Annotated in this window: 16 protein-coding genes and 1 tRNA gene; 12 read left to right on the forward strand and 5 right to left on the reverse strand. The window is 61.9% G+C overall.

The features are described from left to right. The first annotated feature begins 62 nt into the window (after positions 1 to 62). From SPHINGO391_RS06555 to SPHINGO391_RS06585, 7 genes are read left to right on the forward strand one after another with little or no spacing between them, the layout of a single operon-like run. Positions 63 to 1,760 carry a thiamine pyrophosphate-binding protein gene (locus SPHINGO391_RS06555; RefSeq protein ID WP_244615131.1) on the forward strand — a complete coding sequence of 566 codons (1,698 nt, stop codon included), beginning with the start codon at positions 63 to 65 and terminating at the stop codon, positions 1,758 to 1,760. Next, positions 1,757 to 3,025, forward strand: coding sequence for an FAD-dependent oxidoreductase (locus SPHINGO391_RS06560; RefSeq protein ID WP_152008071.1), 1,269 nt, complete (start codon positions 1,757 to 1,759; stop codon positions 3,023 to 3,025). Before SPHINGO391_RS06555 ends, SPHINGO391_RS06560 begins: the two co-directional genes overlap by 4 nt. A 42-nt stretch (positions 3,026 to 3,067) precedes the next feature. Continuing rightward, positions 3,068 to 4,042: a TRAP transporter substrate-binding protein gene (locus SPHINGO391_RS06565; protein WP_152008072.1), complete on the forward strand. Its 975-nt coding sequence runs from the start codon at positions 3,068 to 3,070 to the stop codon at positions 4,040 to 4,042. 59 nt (positions 4,043 to 4,101) lie between these two features. Next, positions 4,102 to 4,641, forward strand: coding sequence for a TRAP transporter small permease (locus SPHINGO391_RS06570; protein ID WP_152008073.1), 540 nt, complete (start codon positions 4,102 to 4,104; stop codon positions 4,639 to 4,641). A gap of 8 nt (positions 4,642 to 4,649) precedes the next feature. Next, a complete protein-coding gene (locus SPHINGO391_RS06575; protein WP_152008074.1) occupies positions 4,650 to 5,963 on the forward strand; it encodes a TRAP transporter large permease subunit in 1,314 nt (437 codons plus the stop codon). A 38-nt stretch (positions 5,964 to 6,001) separates the two neighbouring features. Then, a complete protein-coding gene (locus SPHINGO391_RS06580) occupies positions 6,002 to 6,745 on the forward strand; it encodes a sulfite exporter TauE/SafE family protein (protein WP_152008075.1) in 744 nt (247 codons plus the stop codon). Next, a complete protein-coding gene (locus SPHINGO391_RS06585) occupies positions 6,745 to 7,686 on the forward strand; it encodes a hypothetical protein (protein ID WP_152008076.1) in 942 nt (313 codons plus the stop codon). Before SPHINGO391_RS06580 ends, SPHINGO391_RS06585 begins: the two co-directional genes overlap by 1 nt. A gap of 128 nt (positions 7,687 to 7,814) precedes the next feature. On the opposite strand, the gene SPHINGO391_RS06590 is transcribed toward SPHINGO391_RS06585, so the two are convergent. Further along, a tRNA-Ser gene (locus SPHINGO391_RS06590) sits at positions 7,815 to 7,904 on the reverse strand. Between the two features lie 770 nt (positions 7,905 to 8,674). Here SPHINGO391_RS06590 and SPHINGO391_RS06595 point away from each other — a divergent pair. The 3 genes from SPHINGO391_RS06595 to SPHINGO391_RS06605 all read left to right on the forward strand — a co-directional run bounded on the left by SPHINGO391_RS06595 (position 8,675) and on the right by SPHINGO391_RS06605 (position 12,652). Further along, positions 8,675 to 9,754, forward strand: coding sequence for a porin (locus SPHINGO391_RS06595; protein ID WP_152008077.1), 1,080 nt, complete (start codon positions 8,675 to 8,677; stop codon positions 9,752 to 9,754). A 176-nt stretch (positions 9,755 to 9,930) separates the two neighbouring features. Beyond that, complete coding sequence (locus tag SPHINGO391_RS06600) at positions 9,931 to 11,697, forward strand: OmpA family protein (RefSeq protein ID WP_152008078.1); 1,767 nt, start codon at positions 9,931 to 9,933, stop codon at positions 11,695 to 11,697. 172 nt (positions 11,698 to 11,869) lie between these two features. Beyond that, the gene (locus SPHINGO391_RS06605) at positions 11,870 to 12,652 is read left to right on the forward strand and encodes a hypothetical protein (RefSeq protein WP_152008079.1); all 783 of its coding nucleotides are present in this window, start codon (positions 11,870 to 11,872) and stop codon (positions 12,650 to 12,652) included. 79 nt (positions 12,653 to 12,731) lie between these two features. Here the strand turns inward: SPHINGO391_RS06605 and SPHINGO391_RS06610 are convergent, their stop codons facing one another. Both SPHINGO391_RS06610 and SPHINGO391_RS06615 read right to left on the reverse strand, forming a co-directional pair. Further along, the gene (locus tag SPHINGO391_RS06610) at positions 12,732 to 13,682 is read right to left on the reverse strand and encodes an alpha/beta hydrolase (protein ID WP_152008080.1); all 951 of its coding nucleotides are present in this window, start codon (positions 13,680 to 13,682) and stop codon (positions 12,732 to 12,734) included. A gap of 73 nt (positions 13,683 to 13,755) precedes the next feature. Further along, on the reverse strand, positions 13,756 to 15,798 hold the full coding sequence (locus SPHINGO391_RS06615) for a lytic transglycosylase domain-containing protein (RefSeq protein ID WP_152008081.1): 2,043 nt from the start codon (positions 15,796 to 15,798) through the stop codon (positions 13,756 to 13,758). A 337-nt stretch (positions 15,799 to 16,135) separates the two neighbouring features. Here SPHINGO391_RS06615 and dapA point away from each other — a divergent pair, with 337 nt between their 5' ends. After that, positions 16,136 to 17,017 carry a 4-hydroxy-tetrahydrodipicolinate synthase gene (gene dapA, locus SPHINGO391_RS06620; protein WP_152008082.1) on the forward strand — a complete coding sequence of 294 codons (882 nt, stop codon included), beginning with the start codon at positions 16,136 to 16,138 and terminating at the stop codon, positions 17,015 to 17,017. 2 nt (positions 17,018 to 17,019) lie between these two features. Beyond that, entirely contained in the window at positions 17,020 to 17,502 is a 483-nt protein-coding gene (smpB, locus tag SPHINGO391_RS06625) for an SsrA-binding protein SmpB (protein ID WP_152008083.1), read from the forward strand. A 30-nt stretch (positions 17,503 to 17,532) separates the two neighbouring features. Here the strand turns inward: smpB and SPHINGO391_RS06630 are convergent, their stop codons facing one another. Next, on the reverse strand, positions 17,533 to 18,180 hold the full coding sequence (locus SPHINGO391_RS06630; RefSeq protein WP_152011457.1) for a uracil-DNA glycosylase: 648 nt from the start codon (positions 18,178 to 18,180) through the stop codon (positions 17,533 to 17,535). Positions 18,181 to 18,205: 25 nt separating this feature from the next. Continuing rightward, positions 18,206 to 18,790, reverse strand: coding sequence for an NYN domain-containing protein (locus SPHINGO391_RS06635; protein WP_152008084.1), 585 nt, complete (start codon positions 18,788 to 18,790; stop codon positions 18,206 to 18,208). Positions 18,791 to 19,105: the final 315 nt, after the last annotated feature.

Below are 19,105 nucleotides of genomic sequence, written 5' to 3' on the forward strand. Positions count from 1 at the left end.
CACAGCTTCGCCGGCTTCACAAGATGCCCGCTTCGGGGCGGTCAAGTGTAAGGCGGGCGTTGGTGCAAGAGACAACAAACCAGATGGTTGGCGCCGAAGCCCTGGTCCGGATGCTTAAGGCCTACAAGGTGACCGATGTATTCGGCCTTTGCGGCGATACGAGCCTGCCGCTTTATGACGTGCTGGCGCGTCAGGATCACAGAATCACCCATTACCTGACCCGCGACGAACGCCATGCCGCCTATATGGCGGACGGATACGCGCGTGTCACCGGCAGGCCGGGCGTCTGCGAGGGGCCGTCCGGAGGCGGGGCGACCTACATGCTTCCGGGCGTCGTCGAGGCCAACGAGAGTTCCATTCCAGTGCTGGCGATCACCAGCGACGTCGCCACCACCTCGCGCGGCCGCTATCCGCTGACCGAACTTGACCAGACGGCGCTGTTCCGGCCTGTGACGAAATGGAATGCGTCGCTCGATGACGCATCCCGCTTGCCGGCGATGGTCCGGCAGGCGTTTCGCGCGATGACGACCGGAAGGCCAGGCGCGGTGCATCTGGCGCTGCCGTTCAACACGCAAAAAGCCGCCACCGACCCGGTGGAGATATGGGCCGAAGAGCGCCACTGCAGCTATCCCTCCGAGCCCGCCGGTCCGGATCCGGAGGCGATCGCGGATGCCGTGCAAATCCTGAAGAATGCGAAATCGGCGGTGGCGATCTGTGGCGGTGGGCCGGTTATCGCCGGGGCCTTTGCCGAACTCAAGCGGCTTGCGGAGCTGATCGAATTGCCGGTCGCGACCACTGTTTCGGGGCAGGGGGCGATTGCCGAAACCGATCCGCTGGCGGTGGGCGTCGTCGGCTCCAACGGCGGCAATCCGGCCACCCGCGCCGTTGTCGACGATGCCGACGTTATTGTGTTCATCGGCTGCCGCGCCGGCTCGGTGACCACCGAGCGCTGGCGCTCGCCGGGCAAGGACAAGACCATCATCCACATCGACAGCGACGCCATGGTGATCGGCGCCAATTACCCGACCGCGGTTGCCATCTGCGCCGATGCAAAGCTGGCGCTTGCGGCGCTTGCCGATGCGCTTGAGGCCGAGGCCGGTCTGACCGCGCAGGGCGGCGTTCGCCGGGCAAAGGCCGCATGGGACGCGAAACTCGCGGAATTCGCTCCGCTGGCTGCGAGCAACGAGACCCCGATCCGGCCGGAACGGGTGGTGGCGACGCTCGCCCGGCTGCTCGATGACGACGCCATCGTCGTGGCCGACCCGGGCACGCCGTGTCCCTATTTCTCGGCGCATTACCGCTGGCCCGTTGCCGGGCGCAATTTCATCACCAACCGCGCCCATGGCGCACTCGGTTATGCGCTCGCCGCGGCAATGGGCGCGCATGTCGGGCGGCCTGCGGTGAAGACGGTCGCGGTGATGGGAGACGGCTCGTTCGGATTCTGCTGCGGTGAACTGGAAACGCTGGTGCGCTACCGGATGCCGATCACCTGCATCGTGTTTTCCAACGCGACCTTCGGCTGGATCAAGGCCGGGCAGAAGGCCGGCTTTGGCGCGCGCTTCTACAATGTCGATTTCAACCGCACCGACCATGCCGCCGTGGCAAGTGCGTTCGGCGTCAAGTCCTGGCGGGTTGAATACCCCCGCGAACTGGAGGGGGTCCTGCGCCAGGCGCTGGCCCATGACGGACCGACGCTGGTCGATGTCATATCGCAACCGCTGCATGAGGCTGCGGCGCCTGTTTCGGAGTGGGTGGCATGAGTGCTGGCAAGAATGACGGCAGCAAGACCATCGCCATCATCGGCGCCGGGATCGTCGGGGTTTCGACTGCGATCTGGCTGCAGCGCGACGGGCACAAGGTTATCCTGATTGACGGCAAGGGGATCGGCGAAGGCGCGAGCTACGGCAATGGTGGCGTGCTTGCCTCGTGCTCGATTGTGCCTGTGACCGCGCCGGGCCTGCTGCGCAAGGCGCCGGGAATGCTGTTTGATCCGGGCCAGCCGCTGTTTCTCAAGTGGTCCTACCTGCCGAAACTTGCCCCCTGGCTGATCAAATATCTCGGCCATGCCAATGCAGCTGACACGAAGCGGATCGCTGCCGCTATGGCGCCGCTGGTCGGCGACAGCCTGGGCGAGCACCAGGCGCTCTCGGCCGGCACCGGCGCAGAAGCCTGGGTCAAGCCGGACGATTACCTGTTCCTCTACCGTGACCGCGCGCATTTTGAAGGCGACGCCTTTGGTTGGTCAATCCGCAAGGCACACGGTTTCAAGTGGGAGGAACTGGAGGGGCCTGCCTTCAAGTCCTTCGATCCGGCGTTCGGACCGGAGCAGGGTTTTGCGGTCCGGCTCGGGGATCATGGGCGGATCTCGGACCCTGGGGCCTATGTCAAGGCGCTGGGCGCCCACGTGATGGCGTCGGGCGGCCGCTTGATCGAAGGCAATGCCGAGGCCATCATCGAGGAAGGCGGCAAGGTCAGCGGCGTGCGGGCCGGTGGTGAAACGATTGCCTGCGATGCGGTGGTGCTTGCGGCGGGCGTCTGGTCCGGGCCTCTGGCACGGCAGCTCGGCCTCAAGGTGCCGCTGGAAAGCGAGCGCGGTTACCATCTGGAACTTTGGGAGCCCAATATCATGCCGCGGTCGCCGGTGATGATTGCGTCGGGCAAGTTCGTCGCCACGCCGATGGACGGCCGGCTGCGGCTTGCCGGCATCGTTGAATTCGGCGGGCTGGATGCGCCGCCGTCAAAGGCGCCGCTGGCGCTTCTGGAGAAAAACATCAGGGCGGCCATTCCCGGGATAAGCTGGAAGCACAAGACCGAATGGCTGGGGCATCGCCCGGCACCGGCGGATTCCATCCCGGTTATCGGAGAATCGCCGGTCATGCGTGGCGCGTTCATGGGATTTGGCCATCACCATGTGGGGTTGACGGGCGGGCCGAAAACGGGCCGGATGCTGGCCCAGATGATCTCCGGGCGGAGACCGAACTTCGATATGTCACCCTACGCGCCTTCGCGTTTTCAGTCGGGATAGATGCAGCATCTGACCAAAGAGCTTTTCAACAGGGAGAATGCCATGAAGACGATCGTGAAACTACTTGGCGCAGTTGCCGTGCTGGCCACCGGCGCCACCGCAGCCCATGCCGAAAAATGGGACATGCCAATGGCCTATCCGGCCAGCAACTTCCATTCCGAGAACGGTGCTGCCTTTGCCAAATGCGTGACCGATGCCACCTCGGGCGGGATCGAAATCGTCACCCATCCCGGCGGTTCGCTGTTCAGCGGCAATGACATCAAGCGCGCGGTGCAGACCGGCCAGGCGCCGATCGGCGAGCGGCTTCTGTCTGCGCATGCCAACGAGAACCCGCTTTTCGGTTACGATTCGGTACCGTTTCTGGCGACGTCTTTTGATGATTCCGCCAAATTGCTGAAGGCGGCCAAGGAAACAGTCGCCGAAGCGCTCGACGAGCAGAACCTGGTCTATGTCTATTCGGTGCCGTGGCCGCCGCAGGGTTTCTACATGAAGAAGGAGGTCAACTCGGCAGCTGACCTGAACGGCGTCAAGTTCCGCGCCTACAACGCTGCAACCGCGCGGATTGCCGAACTTGCCGGCATGGTGCCGGTGCAGATCGAGGCCGCGGAACTGAGCCAGGCGCTGGCCACCGGGGTGGCGGAATCGTTCATCTCCTCGGGCTCGACCGGGGTGGATTCGAAGGTCTGGGAAAGCCTGACGCATTTCTATGACGTCCAGGCCTGGCTGCCGCGCAACACCGTCTTCGTCAACAAGGACGCCTTCAATGCGCTCGATGAGGCCGGCAAGAAGGCGATCATGGACTGCGGCGCAACCGCTGAAGCTGCGGGCGATGCCAAGTCTCGCGAACTGACCAGCGGCTATCTTGAGACGCTTGCCGAAAACGGAATGAGCGTCAGCGGTCCGAGCGACCAGTTCAAGACCGACCTGCAGGGCTTTGGCGCGACCATGACCGAGGAATGGATCAAGGCTGCCGGCGACAAGGGCAAGGCCATCGTCGACGCCTACAAGGCGATGTAAGAAGGTCAGATAACCAGCGGGCGCCCCAATGCGGGCGCCCGCATTCTTGGGGGCAGGGCATGGCAACTGCAGTCGACAAACATCCCGTCAGGCGCGTACTTGATGCCGTCTATGATTTCGCCGGCTATGTCGCGGCGCTGTGCCTACTGGCCATCCTTTTGGTAATCGTGGCGCAGATGACCACCCGCTGGATGGGCATATCCGTGCCGGGACTTGCCGAGTATGCGGGATACCTGATGGCGGCGGCCTCGTTCCTCGCCTTCGCCCACGGCCTCAACCGCGGGGTCCACATCCGGGTGAACCTGTTTCTCACCGCGCTCGGGCAGCACCGTTTCTGGGGTGAGGTCTGGTGCATGATCATCGGCACGGCGGCATCGAGCTATCTGGCCTGGTACGCCGTCAAGCTGGTCTACTGGTCGCGGAAACTCAATGATGTCAGCCAGGGGCAGGACGCCACGCCGCTGTGGATCGTGCAGACGCCGGTGGCGATCGGCGCGGTACTGCTGGCGGTCTGTTTCGCCGACAATCTGATCACGCTGCTTGCGACCAGACGCGACAATATCGGGTCTGATCTGGTCGAGCAGAGCCATGCGGAGTAGGGCGGACCATGGCTGAAATGGCACCGATCATCGTTTTTCTGTTTGTCCTGTTCCTGTTGTTGGGCACCGGCGTCTGGGTCGGGCTGGCGCTGCTTGGCGTGGCCTGGCTCGGAATGGAGCTGTTCACGCTGCGGCCTGCCGGCGACGCCATGATGACCATCATCTGGCGCTCGGCCTCGTCCTGGTCGCTGACCGCTCTGCCGCTGTTCATCTGGATGGGGGAGATCCTGTTCCGGACGCGGTTGTCGGAGGACATGTTTCGTGGCCTGTCGCCGTGGATGGCCAGGCTGCCGGGTGGCCTGTTGCACACCAATGTCGTCGGCTGCACCGTGTTCGCGGCGGTCTCCGGGTCGTCGGCGGCAACGCTGACCACCGTGGGCAAGATGTCGATCCCGGAATTGCGCAAGCGCGACTACCCCGAGCAGATGGTGATCGGGACGCTGGCGGGAGCCGCGACGCTCGGGCTGATGATTCCGCCGTCGCTGACGCTGATCGTCTATGGCGTGACGATCAATGAATCGATCACCAAGCTGTTCATGGCGGGCATTGTTCCGGGATTGATCCTGGCGCTGATGTTCATGACCTATGTCGGGCTCTATTCGAAGTTTTCGAAGCGCTATGCGCCGGCGGAGGAGCCGCGGATGACGTTTGGCGAAAAGCTCGCCAATTCGCGGTTCCTGATTCCGGTGCTGCTGCTGATCGCGGCGGTGATCGGCTCGATGTATCTGGGCTATGCGACAGCGACCGAAGCCGCCGCCATCGGGGTGATCGGCGCCATGCTGCTCGCCATTGCGCAAGGTTCGCTCAACCGTGCCACCTTCATCGAGAGCCTGATGGGTGCAATGCGTACATCGGCGATGATCGCGCTCATCCTGTCCGGCGCGGCATTCCTGTCGCTGTCGATGGGCTTTACCGGATTGCCACGGGCGCTCGCCGAATGGATCGGCTCGCTCGAACTCTCGAGGTTCGAACTCCTGATGGCGCTTCTGGTGTTCTACATCATCATCGGCTGCTTCCTTGACGGGATCTCGTCGGTGGTGCTGACCATCGCCGTGGTCGAGCCAATGATCCGTCAGGCCGGGATCGACATCATCTGGTTCGGCATTTTCATCGTTGTCGTTGTCGAGATGGCGCAGATCACCCCGCCGATCGGCTTCAACCTGTTCGTTTTGCAGGGGATGACCGGTCACGAGATGAGCTTCATCTCGCGCGCGGCGTTTCCTATGTTCCTGATCATGGTACTGATGGTGTTCGTGCTGATTTTCTTTCCGGACCTGGCAACCTGGCTGCCCGACAATATTCGCCAGACCGCCGCGAGGTAGACCGTTCCATGACTCCATTCAGCTGCAAGGCTTCCTGAGTGTTGCCCGCAGACTTTCCCCTTGCCGATCAGCCGTGGCTGATCCTGACAGCCTTTGTCATCGTCATGGTCGCAAGCATCGTCCAGGCAGGCCTGGGGATGGGGTTCGGCCTGACCGCATCGCCGCTTCTGGCGCTGATCGACCCGCACCTGGTGCCGGTGCCGACCCTGATCATGGGCATGGTAACTGCGGGCCTGGGCGGCTGGCGGGAGCGCGGCTCTATCATCTGGCCGGAGGTCGGTATCGGAATGGCCGGGCGGCTCCTCGGGGTTGCCTGCGGCGCGCTGGTGCTGTCCCTGCTGGTCGATCGCAAGGCCTTCATGCTGGTGTTCGGCATCATGGTGGGCATCGCCGTTCTTCTGTCTCTTAGTGGCTGGCGGTGGAAATTCTCCACTTCCAGCCTCGTCGCCATGGGCTGGCTTTCAGGGCTGATGGGCACCATCACCTCGGTCGGCGCGCCGCCGCTGGCGCTGATCTATCAGGATCGCCAGCCGGGCGCGGCGCGGCCGACGCTGTCGGCGTTCTTCGCGCTCGGCTGCGCGGCATCTCTTGCCGGGCTGGCGGTGAGCGGCTGGGCGCATCTGGCTGATCTCTACATCGCGCTTGCGATGGTTCCGCCGATGCTGGCAGGGGTCTTTGCGGCGCGTCGCATCGGCGGGCGTCTCGACAGCCGGTTCCGTCCGGCACTGATGGCGATCTCCGGCACCGCCGCTGTGATCCTGATTGCACGCGGGCTGATGTGATGGGCGCGCTCAGGGCGTTGCTGCTCGCAACCGCGCGCCACGGCCGGCTGGTTCTCATCGCCGGCCTGGTGGCCGGGATCCTGTTGCCAGGGATTGCCGGCATGGTGCGGGGTGTCTTGCCGGAGCTGGTCGCCTGCATGCTGGGCGTGGCGGCATTGCGGATCGGACCGACGGCTGCGCGCGGAAGCCTTGCGGATATCCACATTTCGCTGCGGCTGGTCGCTGCCTATCAGTTGCTGCTGCCGCTGGTGCTGGCCGCTGTCTTCCTGGCGTTCGGCCTGGGCGGCACGCTGGCAACCGCGATGGTGTTGATGGCCGCTGCGCCCTCGATTTCGGGCAGTCCCAACCTGACAATCATGACCGGGCACGACCCGGCGCCGGCGCTCAGACTGATGATTGCAGGCGTGGCACTGTTGCCGCTGACCGTCGCGCCGGTGTTCTTGCTCTGGCCGATATTCGGGTCCTTCAGTGCCATTGCACTGGCGTCCGGAAAGCTGCTGCTGCTGATCGGCTGCTCTTCCGCCGTTGCCTTCATCATCCGGCATCGGTTCTTCCCCCAGCCAGGTGTTGAAACCCTGGGGGTGATCGACGGGGTCTCGGCCCTGTTGATGGCAGTGCTGGTCATAGGTCTGATGTCGGCGCTGGGACCCGCGATCATCCAGACGCCGGGTTTGGTCGGGCTCACATTGCTTGCGGCCTTTGCAATCAACTTCTCGCTTCAGATTGCAGCCTTCATGCTGACCGGCGGGCGAGGCCATGAGCGTTCGCGGGTGGCCTGGTCGATCATCGCCGGCAACCGCAATATCGCGCTTTTCCTGGTCGCACTTCCAGCCGCCATCACCGACCCGCTTCTGCTGTTCATCGGCTGCTACCAGATCCCGATGTATCTGACGCCGATCCTGATGCGGCCTCTCTACGCAGGCCGCATGGAATCGCGGTGAGAACACCCGCCATTCCGGCAGAGTTCAATGGATTTGCATCCGAGGACAAATGACGCAGGAGAGAGGATGCAACCCAACCGCGGAGCCATCGCGCTTTGGGTTGGCAGGCGGCAAAGCGCAAACAAGACTGGCGGAGAGGAAGGGATTCGAACCCTCGATACCCTTCCGGGTATACTCCCTTAGCAGGGGAGCGCCTTCGACCACTCGGCCACCTCTCCGTCGAGAGGTCTGTTACCCCAGCGTGGCTGCGTAATCAACCGCAATTCAGGCCGGACTGCATCATTGTCAACGTCCACGGCTGCGCTGGTGTAATTTCTCCGAATGACCTGATTCAACCTCGGTGCTTTTGGCGAGGAAAGACCATCAAAGACTGATGCGTGAACACCGATCCGTTACCCCATCTGTCACCCTGATCCGATGAACCCGTCCAATTGACCGGTCCAGGCCAGGTCAGGCCAGGTCAGTCCAGGCCAGTCCAGGTCAGGGCGGGGTTGCTCCTGCCGGGCGTCCGAAATTCACGCTCTTGGGTCGGCTATATATAAAGCAACATATCCGACGGCCAAAAATGGATGTTCGGGGCAGCGGATTCACCGGTTCGGTTTGCGGCGGCTGAATCGGTTCAACCTCGATTCGTCGTCAAGGCCTGCCAAAGCCGGCGAGAATCGCCGTGAATCAAGGCAAGTCTGGCCAGCCCGTGCGGGCAGAACGATCCCGGATGGCCTGTGAACGCCCCGGATATCCTAATGAAGGGTAAACAAATGGCTGGCGCAGCGATGATTTCGTGTCATTTGTGCAACAGGGTTCCGTGAAGGCATGCGAACGGTCCTCCGGTGGATGCGATCAGCGTTGCGCACTCAGCCCCGGTGAGTATGTTCACTCTCGAAGGCACGGCGGTAACCCGCTTGACTTCTTCCATTGTGGGGATGGGACAGAGAATACTGTCCTTCAGCGACAACCCAGACCATTAACTTTTGACTGGAGGTCAGAAATGAACATTAAGAGCCTTCTCATCGGCTCCGCAGCAGCTCTCGTTGCTGTATCCGGCGCACGCGCTGCAGACGCTATCGTTGCAGCTGAGCCTGAGCCCGTTGAATACGTCCGCGTTTGCGACGCTTTCGGCACCGGCTTCTTCTACATCCCGGGCACCGAAACCTGCCTGAAGATCGACGGTTATGTCCGCTTCCGCGTTACTGCAAGCAAGGGCACTTCGGAATACCAGCAGAACACCCGCGCACGCCTCAACTTTGACGCTCGCTCGGAAACTGAACTCGGCACCCTGCGCGGCTACATCCGCTTCCAGTCCAACTCGGGCGGCGTTAACGGCGACGCAAACGTTGTTCAGGACCAGGCAATGCTGCAGCTCGGCGGCCTGTTCATGGGTTACACCGAATCGGCATTCGCAGCTCTGTGGGGCGGCGGCGTCGGCAACTTCGGCATCATCCAGACGGATAACGGCGGCATCTACGCTTACCAGCAGACCCAGCAGATCGGTTACCGCTACGACGCGGGCGCCTTCTACGCTGCTCTGGTTCTCGAAAACGATCTGGTCCCCGGCGCAGCTACCAGCGCTGCACGCGGTGACTGGGCTCCGGACGTCGTCGGCGTTCTCGGCATGACCCAGGGTTGGGGCGGCGCTGACGTGCGCATCGCCTACGACGAATCTGCCAAGGCAGTCGGCGTCAAGGGCCTTGTCGAAGTTGCTGTTGCAGCAACCGGCGGTTCGCTCCGCGTCGGCATGTTCTACAACAACAAGGTCGGCAACCGTTATGGCGTTGGTCTTCCTGGTGGTGCAGCTGGCGAAACCGCCAACTGGTCCGCAGGTCTTGGCTACACCCAGGACGTCACCGAAACCGTCAACGCGACTCTCGGCTACCAGTACTTTGACGGCTTCTCGGCCGCCAACGGTGGTACCACCAAGACCGCTCACCTCGTCGAAGGTGCTCTGTCGTGGACTCCGGTTACCAACTTCAACGTTCGTCTTGAAGGTAACTACGGCTGGAACAAGTCCAATGCTAACGTGAACACCACGACTGCATCGGGCTTCGTCTGGGTACGTCGTTCGTTCTAATCAAACCTCGGTTTGATCTGATGGAACCCGGCAGCTTTGGCTGCCGGGTTTTTTCGTTTTTGCAGCTGACCTGCGGGTGCGGGTGCCGCCTCCACCGGGGCAATGCCGCTTTGGGCTTGGTCTTGGTCGGGCAGGGGTGATAGGCTTGCCGCCACAAATTGCGTGGCGGAGATCTCATGCGAAACGTCAGACTCTGGTTCTGGCCCGGTGTGGCCGCCGTTGCCTTTCTTGCCGCATTGGCGGTGTGGTTCACGGCCGGTGTTGTCGAGACGGAACTCAAGGCAAGGGCACTCGCTGCGCTGCGCGGCGAAGACGGCTGGGCCCAGGTGACGCTCAAGGGCCGCGACCTGACGCTGACCGGGCTGGCACCGGATGAAGAAGACAGGGACCGTGCGCTGAGTGTTGCGCGGAGCATCTCGGGCGTCAGGCGTGTAACAGATGCCTCGGTGCTGCTGCCCGAGGAGGCGCCCTATCGTTTTTCAGCCGAGAAAACCCGAAACGGCATCGTGCTGGGTGGTTTCGTACCCAATGAAACGGTGCGTGCAGAAATCATTTCGTCGCTGACCGGCTTGCTCCCGGGGATCGCGCTGTCTGACCAGATCAAACTGGCACGCGGGGCGCCTGTGGGTCTTGCCAGCCTGGCGGCTTACGGGTTGTCGGTCTTCCCGCGTTTTTCGACGGGTTCCGTCGAGATCAGCGACCGGAGCATGAGGGTCAGCGGTCAGGCTCTTGATCCCGACGACCACGAGCTTGCCCTGGCGGCACTTGCCGGGATTCCCCCCTCGGCAGGAAGCGTCAGTGCGATCGACATCACGCCTGCCGCGGTTTCCGGGTCCTACACATGGGCTGCGGCGCGGAACGAGGATCGGTTGACCATCTCCGGCTACATTCCTGATTCCGCGGTTCGCTCCGCGATACTCTCCCGAGCCGGGGAAATCGGCGCTGGTGCAGAGACGGAAGACGGGATGCGGTTCGCATCCGGCGTACCTCAACTCGTCGATTGGCTGGAAGCCACCGAGACCGGGTTGTCGCTACTCGCTGCGATGAGCCAGGGTACGGTCACGCTGACGGATGCGACCCTGGATGTATCGGGTGAGGCGCGGGACGCTGCAGCCTTCAGAAACATTCAGGACATCCTGGGAAACCGGTTGCCTGACGGGGTTAAGCTCGGGACAGCCGATATCGGAATGGCTCAAGGACAACCCTATGAATGGTCCGCGCGGCTGACGCGGCAGCAACTCGAACTTGATGGTCAGGTGCCCGATCAGGCCGTTCATGATGCTATTCTGAGTGCCGCACGGTTGAAAGTCGGTACGATCGAGATCCGTGACAGGATGGAGTTGTTGCCCGGCGCGCCGGACGGGTTCGGGCAAGCGGCGCTGATTGCGCTTCAGGCGCTCAGCAGACTTGAGCAATCGGAGGCGGTGCTGAAGGATCGGAACCTCTCTGTCCAGGGAAGCGCACTGAGCGGGGTTGCGCTACGTGAGACAAGACGCCTGATTGAAGAGGGCTTGCCCGAGGGATTTTCCGGCACTGGCTCGTTGTCGAGGGCGGAAATCCCGGAGACGGTGTTGGTTCCGGCGGACTGCCAGCAGCAACTCGACTCCCTGGCGGGATCAAATACGGTGTCGTTTCAAACCGGCGATGCGGGCATCGAGTCTCATTCCTTCGGTTTTCTCGATCGTATTGCGGCAACTGTGCAACAATGCGGCGACGTCCGGATGGAAATATCCGGCCATACCGACTCGGATGGCTCGGAAGCGGACAATCTCGCGCTGTCGGAGCGTCGTGCCGATGCGGTGGCGGATTATCTGACTGCGGCGGGCGTTGATGCCAAAAGGCTGGTGGCTGTCGGCCATGGGGAAAGTCGCCCGGTGCGGGAGAACGAAACCGTACAAGGCAAGGCGGCAAACCGCCGGATCGAGTTTCAAGTCATGAGGTAGCCGGTCCGGTCAAAGGGCTGCGGGCCCGGGGAGAGACAAATGTGGTACATGATTGCGCATCTTTGGTTCTGGTTGTTGCTGGCGTTTCTTGTCGGCGGACTGGTCGGGTGGAAGACCTGCGGGCGTCCGCGGGGCTGAAGCCTGATTTCACTGCCACCTGGGAGGAGGAGAAATGACCATGTTTATCGTCCAGAGCGTGTTGCTCATCGCCGTTGCGTTTGGCCTGGGATGCCTGTTCGGATGCTGGCTCAAGGGCCGGATGGCGGTTCATCCGCGTCATTCGGGTGCCGCGGCCGCGGTGACGCATGAAGGCGCCGCGAAGACCTCGACCGCAAGTGAGCTTGCTGCGCCGAGGCCGCATTACGAGCCGGCAACCACGCCTCAACCGGCCACCGCATTGACCTCCGATCCGGAGACTGTCGCCGCACCGCCGGCACCGGCTCAAGAGCCGAAGCCCGAGGGCCAATCGGCTCCGACCAAGCAGCCCGCCCGAGCCAGGACTGCGAAGCCTGCAACGACAAAGCCGGCGACCGGCAAGCGTACCCGGAAAGGTGATGCCACAGAGAGCAAGCCGGCGAAGGCCAAGGCAAAGGCTTCGAAAGCCGGCAAGGCGGGAAGCGATGCCCCGGCGAGAGCCAAGCCATCCGCCAAGGCCGGCTCCGCCGTTCCAGACACGCCCGACAATCTCAAACTTATCAAGGGGATCGGTCCGGCAATCGAAACCAAGCTGCAGGCTGCAGGGATCACCCGCTTCGCCCAGATAGCAGTCTGGACCAAGAAGGAGCAGGCCGAGTTCGCTGAGCAATTGTCGTTTTCCGGGCGTATCGAGCGCGAAGAGTGGGTGCGCCAGGCCAAGGTGCTGGCCAAGGGCGAAAAGACCGAATTCTCCAAGCGGGTTGCCAAGGGCGAGGTGGCGAGTTCGAAAGGCAAGCTCAGGGGGGGCGGTCAAAAGTAGCTGCGAACGCCCAAGGGAAGCATCGGGCTGGTTTCGAAATACCGAGCTTTCCATGCGGGAGGCCGCTCTCGGGCTGGTTTCAGTGCCGCCGTTGCTTGTCGACCGAAGCAAAGAATTTCGCGAGAATCCCCGGAATACCTTCAAGATGCAGGATGGGGGCATGGCCATGACCGGCAACCGTGACCGTCTCAAGTGAGGGAACCCGGTTTTTCATCTCGATCAGCGTCTCTTCGGAGAGCAGTGTCGAGTGCTCGCCGCGCAGGGCCATCAGCGGCATTCCGCCCAGGCCTTCGAACTGGGGCCACAGCGTAGGTAACGGCGTGCTGAGGTCGACGCCCTTCAGTCCGTCGACCAGGGCGGGATCGTAATCGGCAATCAGTTTACCGTCTTTCTCCACGTACACGGCGCGCGCGAAGTCGGACCAGTCCGGGCCGGTGAGAGCCGGAAAGCTCTTGGAATGGGCGTCAGCCAGGATCTGTGCGGCGTCCTCCCATGATTTGGGCCTGGGCATGCGCGACAGATAGGCCTTGATCTGGGCCAGCCCCGCGCCCTCGATCACCGGCCCGATGTCGTTGAGCACGCCCGCCGCCATGACCCCCGGCCTGGTCGCCGCCAGCACGTGCATGATCAACCCGCCGCGCGAGGTGCCGATAAAGATCGCATGCTCGAGGCCGAGCGCCGCCATGCCGCTGAGCACATCCTCGGCCTCTACCGTGATGGTGTAACGCGAAGGGTCCTTGTCCCATGCCGAGCCGCCACGGCCGCGGTAGTCAAAACTGACCACGCGCCGAGGCGCCTTGGGATCGGTCGACAGGATTTTCGCCAGATCGTCAAAATCGCGGGTGTTGCGGGTCAGCCCTGGCAGGCACACCACCGGCAAGCGGTCACGGGTTGCGGGATTGTGGCGGCCGTAATCAGCCGCATGCAGCCTCAGTCCGTCACTTGCGGAATAGAACACGCTTTCCCAGGTACCGGTGTCCTGTTTGCCCGTGTTCAGTTTGCTGGTGCCGCCAGATGCTCCGTTCGTCATGGCCAATCCTGCTCCTGTCGCTTTCTCTTCACGAGCAAGCCTATAGCCCATTTCGAGCCGGATGGGACAGACTTCATCTGCGGCCGAACCTCAGATCGTTTTCAATGTCGGCCGGTTGGCCCAGTCGGGCCTTGTAGATCTGATAGTTCTCCATCACCCGCTGAACGTAATGACGGGTCTCCGTGAACGGAATGAGCTCGATCCAGTCGATCACTTCATCAAGTGGCTGGCCGCGTGGATCGCCAAAACGATTGATCCACTGCGGGACGCGGCTCGGACCGGCATTGTAGGCGATGAAGGTGAGAATGTAGGAACCGCCGAAATCGGAAATCTGTTCGCCGAGGAAGTGCGCGCCAAGCGTGGCATTGTAGCCGGCATCGGTGGTCAGGCGCTGCTTCGAATAGGCGAGACCATGACGTGCCGCGACACCCTTGGCTGTCCCTGGAAGGATCTGCAACAGGCCGCGGGCATTGGCGGGCGAGATCGCCGCCTTGTTGAAGGCGCTTTCCTGGCGCGCAATCGAATAGGCGAGCGCCTTGCCGGACCCGTCTATGTTGGCGGCACTTGGCACGGCACCCAGCGGGTAGGCGAGGGCAGCCACATCCAGCCCTCTGTTCCAGGCGATCTTGCCGACCTGCAACGACAGTTGATGGTCGCCCCGCCTTTCTGCCATGGCCGCCAGAATGGCCAGCTCTCCGGGACTTTCAAGTTCGGCGGCCAGCGCCCGGTAGAGCGTGTCGGCACGCCATTCGGCGCCCGCGCTTTCGAGTTTGCTGATGGCCTGGACGGCTTCACGGGCTGCAAACCGGTTCCGGTCGCTGGCCGAGGGGGACGGGTAGGCAATGTTCAGTTTCTTGCGTCCCAGTTTTGCGCTGGCGAGCTGCCCGTAGAAGGTCGAGGGATGGTTCGCGGCTCTTGCGTAGTGGTCCGATGCCTTGCCGCCGGCACCTGCGTCTGCGGCGCGACCGAGCCAGTAATGGGCCCGGGCGGTCGAGATCTGGCCGCTTGCGACCGACAGGATCGCGGCAAAATGCCTGGCAGCGGTCTTTGCGTCGCCCAGACCCCTGAGCGCATACCAGCCGGCATGGAACTCGGCTTCGGCCACGTCTTCGGGACTTTGTGCGAGATGGGCGGCAGCCAGCCCGTAGGCTCCTTTCGGATCGCCGTCCTCATAAAGGCCACGGCTGACGATGCGGGCTTCCACCCACCATTCATCCGGATCAACAAGGGCTGCGCGGTCGCGCGGCATTTTGGCCAGAAGCGCGGCTGCTTCCTTGTTTTTCTCAAGCTCGCGAAGGTGGCGAATGCGCAGATACAGATATGCCGGCGTCTGGTGCCAGGAGCGGTCGACTGCCTTGATGGCGCCGGCGGCCTTTGTTGGCGTTCGTATCACAGCGGCCCAGGCCCGGTAGAGCGACTGGGCTTCAGCCCTTGACGACAATTTGCCGGCGTCGCTGACCTGATCGCGATAAAGCAGCATTTCCATCCGGCGGAAATGATCGGCCTTGGTCAACAGGCTGTCGAACTCGGAAAGGAAAAGGCCGGCATCGCGGTCGTTCATGCTGACCTTGCGCCAGAATTCCGAAGCAATGGCGCGGGCACGTTTGGTGTCGCCCGTGGCTACCAGTGCCCTGATCAGTATGATCGCGCCTCTGGCGGTTTCGGGCTGCCTGCCGGCAAAGACCGAGAGCACCTTCTGAGCCGGCGGATCCTCGTGGAAAAGAGCGTTTTCGAGCAGGCGCGGCAAAGCATTGAGACCCGGCCAGCCTTTCAATTCGACCGCTGCTTCCGAGATTTCGCCGGAAGGAACATCTTCGAGCCCGGAGAGGGCGATCGCCCAGGTCAGGATGTGCCGGTCGAGCGTCGCGCGCGGAAGCATGTCGCGGATCTGACGGGCAAGGCTTGCGTTTCCGTCACTGAGCGCTTCGAGGCCGGAGCCGAGCGCGTTCATGACGGGCGTTACCGGAGCGGCAGGTGCTTGAACGCCGGGAGCCTCGGCCTGGGGCCGCGGGGTAGGCAAGGGAATCGATCCGGAGGGCAGGGGCGCAGCCCCGCTGGCGGTTGCCAGGATACAGGTCAGTACAGTCAGGGTAGCGAGAGCGATTTTTGACATCATCACCTTCTGTGCGCATTGACGTTTCCGCCATCCGGTCACCACCCGTGGCTTCCCGGTTGCCGGTCTGTTTTTCCCACCCTTGACCGTCTCTAGCAAAAACCCGGTGAAACAAGGATTAAGAAAAGCTTATAATCTTCGTTCGAATGCGATGTTCGGACACAATTGCGGGTAATCTGCGGCCAGACCAGCGAACCGCCCGTTCAGGTGACGTCAATCGGCGCAAAAGCGCTGCCAGAGCCTGCGCAAGGCTTTTCGGCTGCCGTTATTTCCTGTATCGCCTGCGGTACAGGTGAGTGAAAGCGCCTAGGGGCGCGAAGTACAGTATTTGGAGAGCAGCATGTTCAAGGGTTCCCTTCCGGCCCTCATTACCCCTTTCACCGAGGATGGCGCGGTGGATGAGGATGGCTTTGCGCGCCATGTCGAGCGCATGATCAAGGCTGGAAGCGGTGGTCTGGTTCCAGTCGGCACCACCGGCGAATCCCCGACGCTGACGCATGCCGAGCACAAGCGCGTTGTCGAACTGTGCGTCGAGGTTGCCGCGGGCCGGGTTCCGGTGATCGCCGGCGCCGGATCGAACAACACGGCGGAATCGATCGAACTTGCCGTTCATGCCGAGAAGGCTGGTGCCGATGCCGTGCTGGTCGTGACGCCCTACTACAACAAGCCGACGCAGAAGGGGCTCTATCAGCATTTCAAGGCCGTGGCCGAGGCAATCACGCTGCCGATCATCATCTACAACATACCGCCGCGCTCGGTGATCGACATGTCGGTGGAGACGATGGCGGCGCTTGCCCGTGACTTCTTCAACATTGTCGGCGTCAAGGACGCGACGGGGAACCTCGCCCGCGTGCCGGAGCAGCGGATGGCCTGTGGCAAGGATTTCGTGCAATTGTCCGGTGAGGATCCGACCGCGCTCGGCTTCAATGCGCATGGCGGTGTTGGCTGCATCTCGGTGACGGCCAATGTGGCGCCCCGGCAATGTGTCGAGTTTCAGGAGGCAACCCTGCGCGGCGACTATGCCACGGCGCTGACGCTGCTTGACCGGCTGATGCCGCTTCACAAGGCGATCTTCCACGAGCCCGGTGTGGCTGGGACGAAGTATTGCCTGGCCAAGATGGGCCTGATCAAGAATGTCGTGCGCTCGCCGCTCACTCCGGTAGAGCCGGGTACCGCGGCCCTGCTTGACGCGGCGCTTGCTCAGGCGGGCGTGGCGGGCTGATCATGGCTCCCAGGAAGGACGACAAATCCCAGCACGGAAAGGTCGTGGCTGAAAACCGCAAGGCTCGGTTCAACTACGAGATTGTCGACACGATCGAGGCTGGCCTGGTTTTGGCCGGCACCGAGGTGAAGTCGCTTCGGGAAGGCAAGGCAAACATCGCCGAATCCTACGCCAATGAGGAAGGCGGCGAGATGTGGCTGATCAATTCCTACGTGCCCGAATATCTGCAGGCCAACCGTTTCAACCATGAGCCCCGGCGGCGGCGCAAGATCCTGCTCAAGGCGCGCGAAATCGCGCGGCTGGCGCAGGGCGTTCAGCGTGACGGGATGACCCTGGTTCCGCTCAAGATCTACTTCAATGACAAGGGCAGGGCCAAGCTTCTGCTGGCGCTGGCACGTGGCAAGAAACTGCACGACAAGCGCCAGACCCAGAAGGAGCGTGACTGGAACCGGGACAAATCCAGGCTGTTGCGCGATCGCGGCTAGGGCTTGCACCCGCCAGGCTGACGTCCGGAGTCAGTCCAGCCATCTGACCGCGCTTTCGAAGACTGCATCAAACATTTCCACCGTCAGGCGACCGGTGTTGGTGTTGTAGCGTGAGCAATGGTAGCTCGAAATGATGCACATATTGCCCATTGCTGTTTTGGCGCCATGACTGAAGGGATGGTGAGCCGGTTTGCCGCCGAGCGCGCGAATGGTGCTGTCGTGTGAAATCCTGCCAAGCGTGATGATGACCTTGAGCCGCGGCATGGCTTCGATTGCGGCCGTGAGAAATCTCCGGCAGGTGTTGATTTCCGCCCCGACCGGCTTGTTTTCAGGTGGAACACACCGAACCGCGTTGGTGATTGCAATGCCCTTCAGTCTCGGCTGGTCCGCGGAAGCAGGCGTTGCATCGTTTTCGGCCAGTCCGTGCCTGGCCAGTGTTTCATGCAGGAGAGCGCCTGAATCATCGCCTACAAAGGGAACGCCGGTACGGTTGGCGCCACGCAGGCCGGGCGCCAGGCCTACAATCAGCAACTCAACCGCGGATGACCCTTCCGGGGGATACCATGTTTCGACCGGAGCATTGTGCCAGTCGGGAAACCGGTCGCGGTTCTTGAGTGCAAAATCGTGCAGCCGCGGACAAAGGCTGCAATCGGGATCAGGCTCGTTCGGTCGGGCCATGTGGCCGGACACAGCCACTTCCGGGTCAATCCTCGAATTCTTCCTCTTCCTCCGCCGGCGCGTAGGATCGCTGCGGACGTTCTGACGGCTCTCGGCCGATTTCCGATTTCAGGCTGGTCAGGTCGATGAAGTAGTCAGCCTGCCTGCGAAGGTCATCGGCGATCATTGGCGGCTGGGAGGAAAGCGAGGAGACGACTGTCACCTTGCGGCCCTTGCGCTGCAAGGCCTCGACCAAGGACGTGAAATCGCCGTCACCGGAGAAAATTACCAAGTGGTCGACTACGTCAGACTGCTCCATGGCATCGATTGCGAGCTCGATGTCCATGTTGCCCTTGATTTTCCGACGGCCGGTGGAGTCGGTAAATTCTTTTGCGGGCTTGGTAACTACTTTATACCCATTGTAATCGAGCCAGTCGATCAATGGGCGGATCGATGAATATTCCTGATCCTCAATCAAAGCGGTGTAATAGTAGGCCCGCAACAAATACCCGCGGGATTGAAAAGCCTTGAGCAACTTCCGGTAGTCGATATCGAAATTCAGGCTTTTTGACGCTGCGTATAGATTCGCCCCATCAATAAAGAGCGCAATTTTCTCTCTTGGATCAAACACTTATGATCTTCCTTTCAAAGAAGCCCTCTGTCTCAACTGAAGGCAAGTCTGGCTTCTGCATGACCAATTTAGATCGATCTCGAACTTTTTGAAAGCCATACAAGTACCATTCTCATACTGTTCCACGACTCAATAAATCGTCAGGCCGAACCAAATGCTGCGGTTGGTCCCATTTTTCAAGGGTTGTCGCCTTGATACTTATGCATAGCTGCTAAAGGACCGATGATTCTGACGCAAAGGTCGGTTGCGTAAACTGCAATATACGGGGCGTCAAACAAGTGCTTTTGCCGCAAAGGACTTGAATTAGCCACACAA

This window comes from Hoeflea sp. EC-HK425 (genome assembly GCF_902498795.1).
GTDB classification, from domain to species: Bacteria; Pseudomonadota; Alphaproteobacteria; order Rhizobiales; family Rhizobiaceae; genus Hoeflea; species Hoeflea alexandrii.

Bases quoted from the DNA above. Each gene is read 5' to 3' on its own strand.
- SPHINGO391_RS06570 (WP_152008073.1), top strand. From the start codon at position 4,102: ATGGCAACTGCAGTCGACAAACATCCCGTCAGGCGCGTACTTGATGCC.
- SPHINGO391_RS06605 (WP_152008079.1), top strand. From the start codon at position 11,870: ATGACCATGTTTATCGTCCAGAGCGTGTTGCTCATCGCCGTTGCGTTT.
- SPHINGO391_RS06575 (WP_152008074.1), top strand. From the start codon at position 4,650: ATGGCTGAAATGGCACCGATCATCGTTTTTCTGTTTGTCCTGTTCCTG.
- SPHINGO391_RS06600 (WP_152008078.1), top strand. From the start codon at position 9,931: ATGCGAAACGTCAGACTCTGGTTCTGGCCCGGTGTGGCCGCCGTTGCC.
- SPHINGO391_RS06610 (WP_152008080.1), bottom strand. From the start codon at position 13,682: ATGACGAACGGAGCATCTGGCGGCACCAGCAAACTGAACACGGGCAAA.
- SPHINGO391_RS06615 (WP_152008081.1), bottom strand. From the start codon at position 15,798: ATGATGTCAAAAATCGCTCTCGCTACCCTGACTGTACTGACCTGTATC.
- smpB (WP_152008083.1), top strand. From the start codon at position 17,020: ATGGCTCCCAGGAAGGACGACAAATCCCAGCACGGAAAGGTCGTGGCT.
- SPHINGO391_RS06585 (WP_152008076.1), top strand. From the start codon at position 6,745: ATGGGCGCGCTCAGGGCGTTGCTGCTCGCAACCGCGCGCCACGGCCGG.
- SPHINGO391_RS06560 (WP_152008071.1), top strand. From the start codon at position 1,757: ATGAGTGCTGGCAAGAATGACGGCAGCAAGACCATCGCCATCATCGGC.
- SPHINGO391_RS06565 (WP_152008072.1), top strand. From the start codon at position 3,068: ATGAAGACGATCGTGAAACTACTTGGCGCAGTTGCCGTGCTGGCCACC.
- SPHINGO391_RS06630 (WP_152011457.1), bottom strand. From the start codon at position 18,180: ATGGCCCGACCGAACGAGCCTGATCCCGATTGCAGCCTTTGTCCGCGG.
- dapA (WP_152008082.1), top strand. From the start codon at position 16,136: ATGTTCAAGGGTTCCCTTCCGGCCCTCATTACCCCTTTCACCGAGGAT.
- SPHINGO391_RS06595 (WP_152008077.1), top strand. From the start codon at position 8,675: ATGAACATTAAGAGCCTTCTCATCGGCTCCGCAGCAGCTCTCGTTGCT.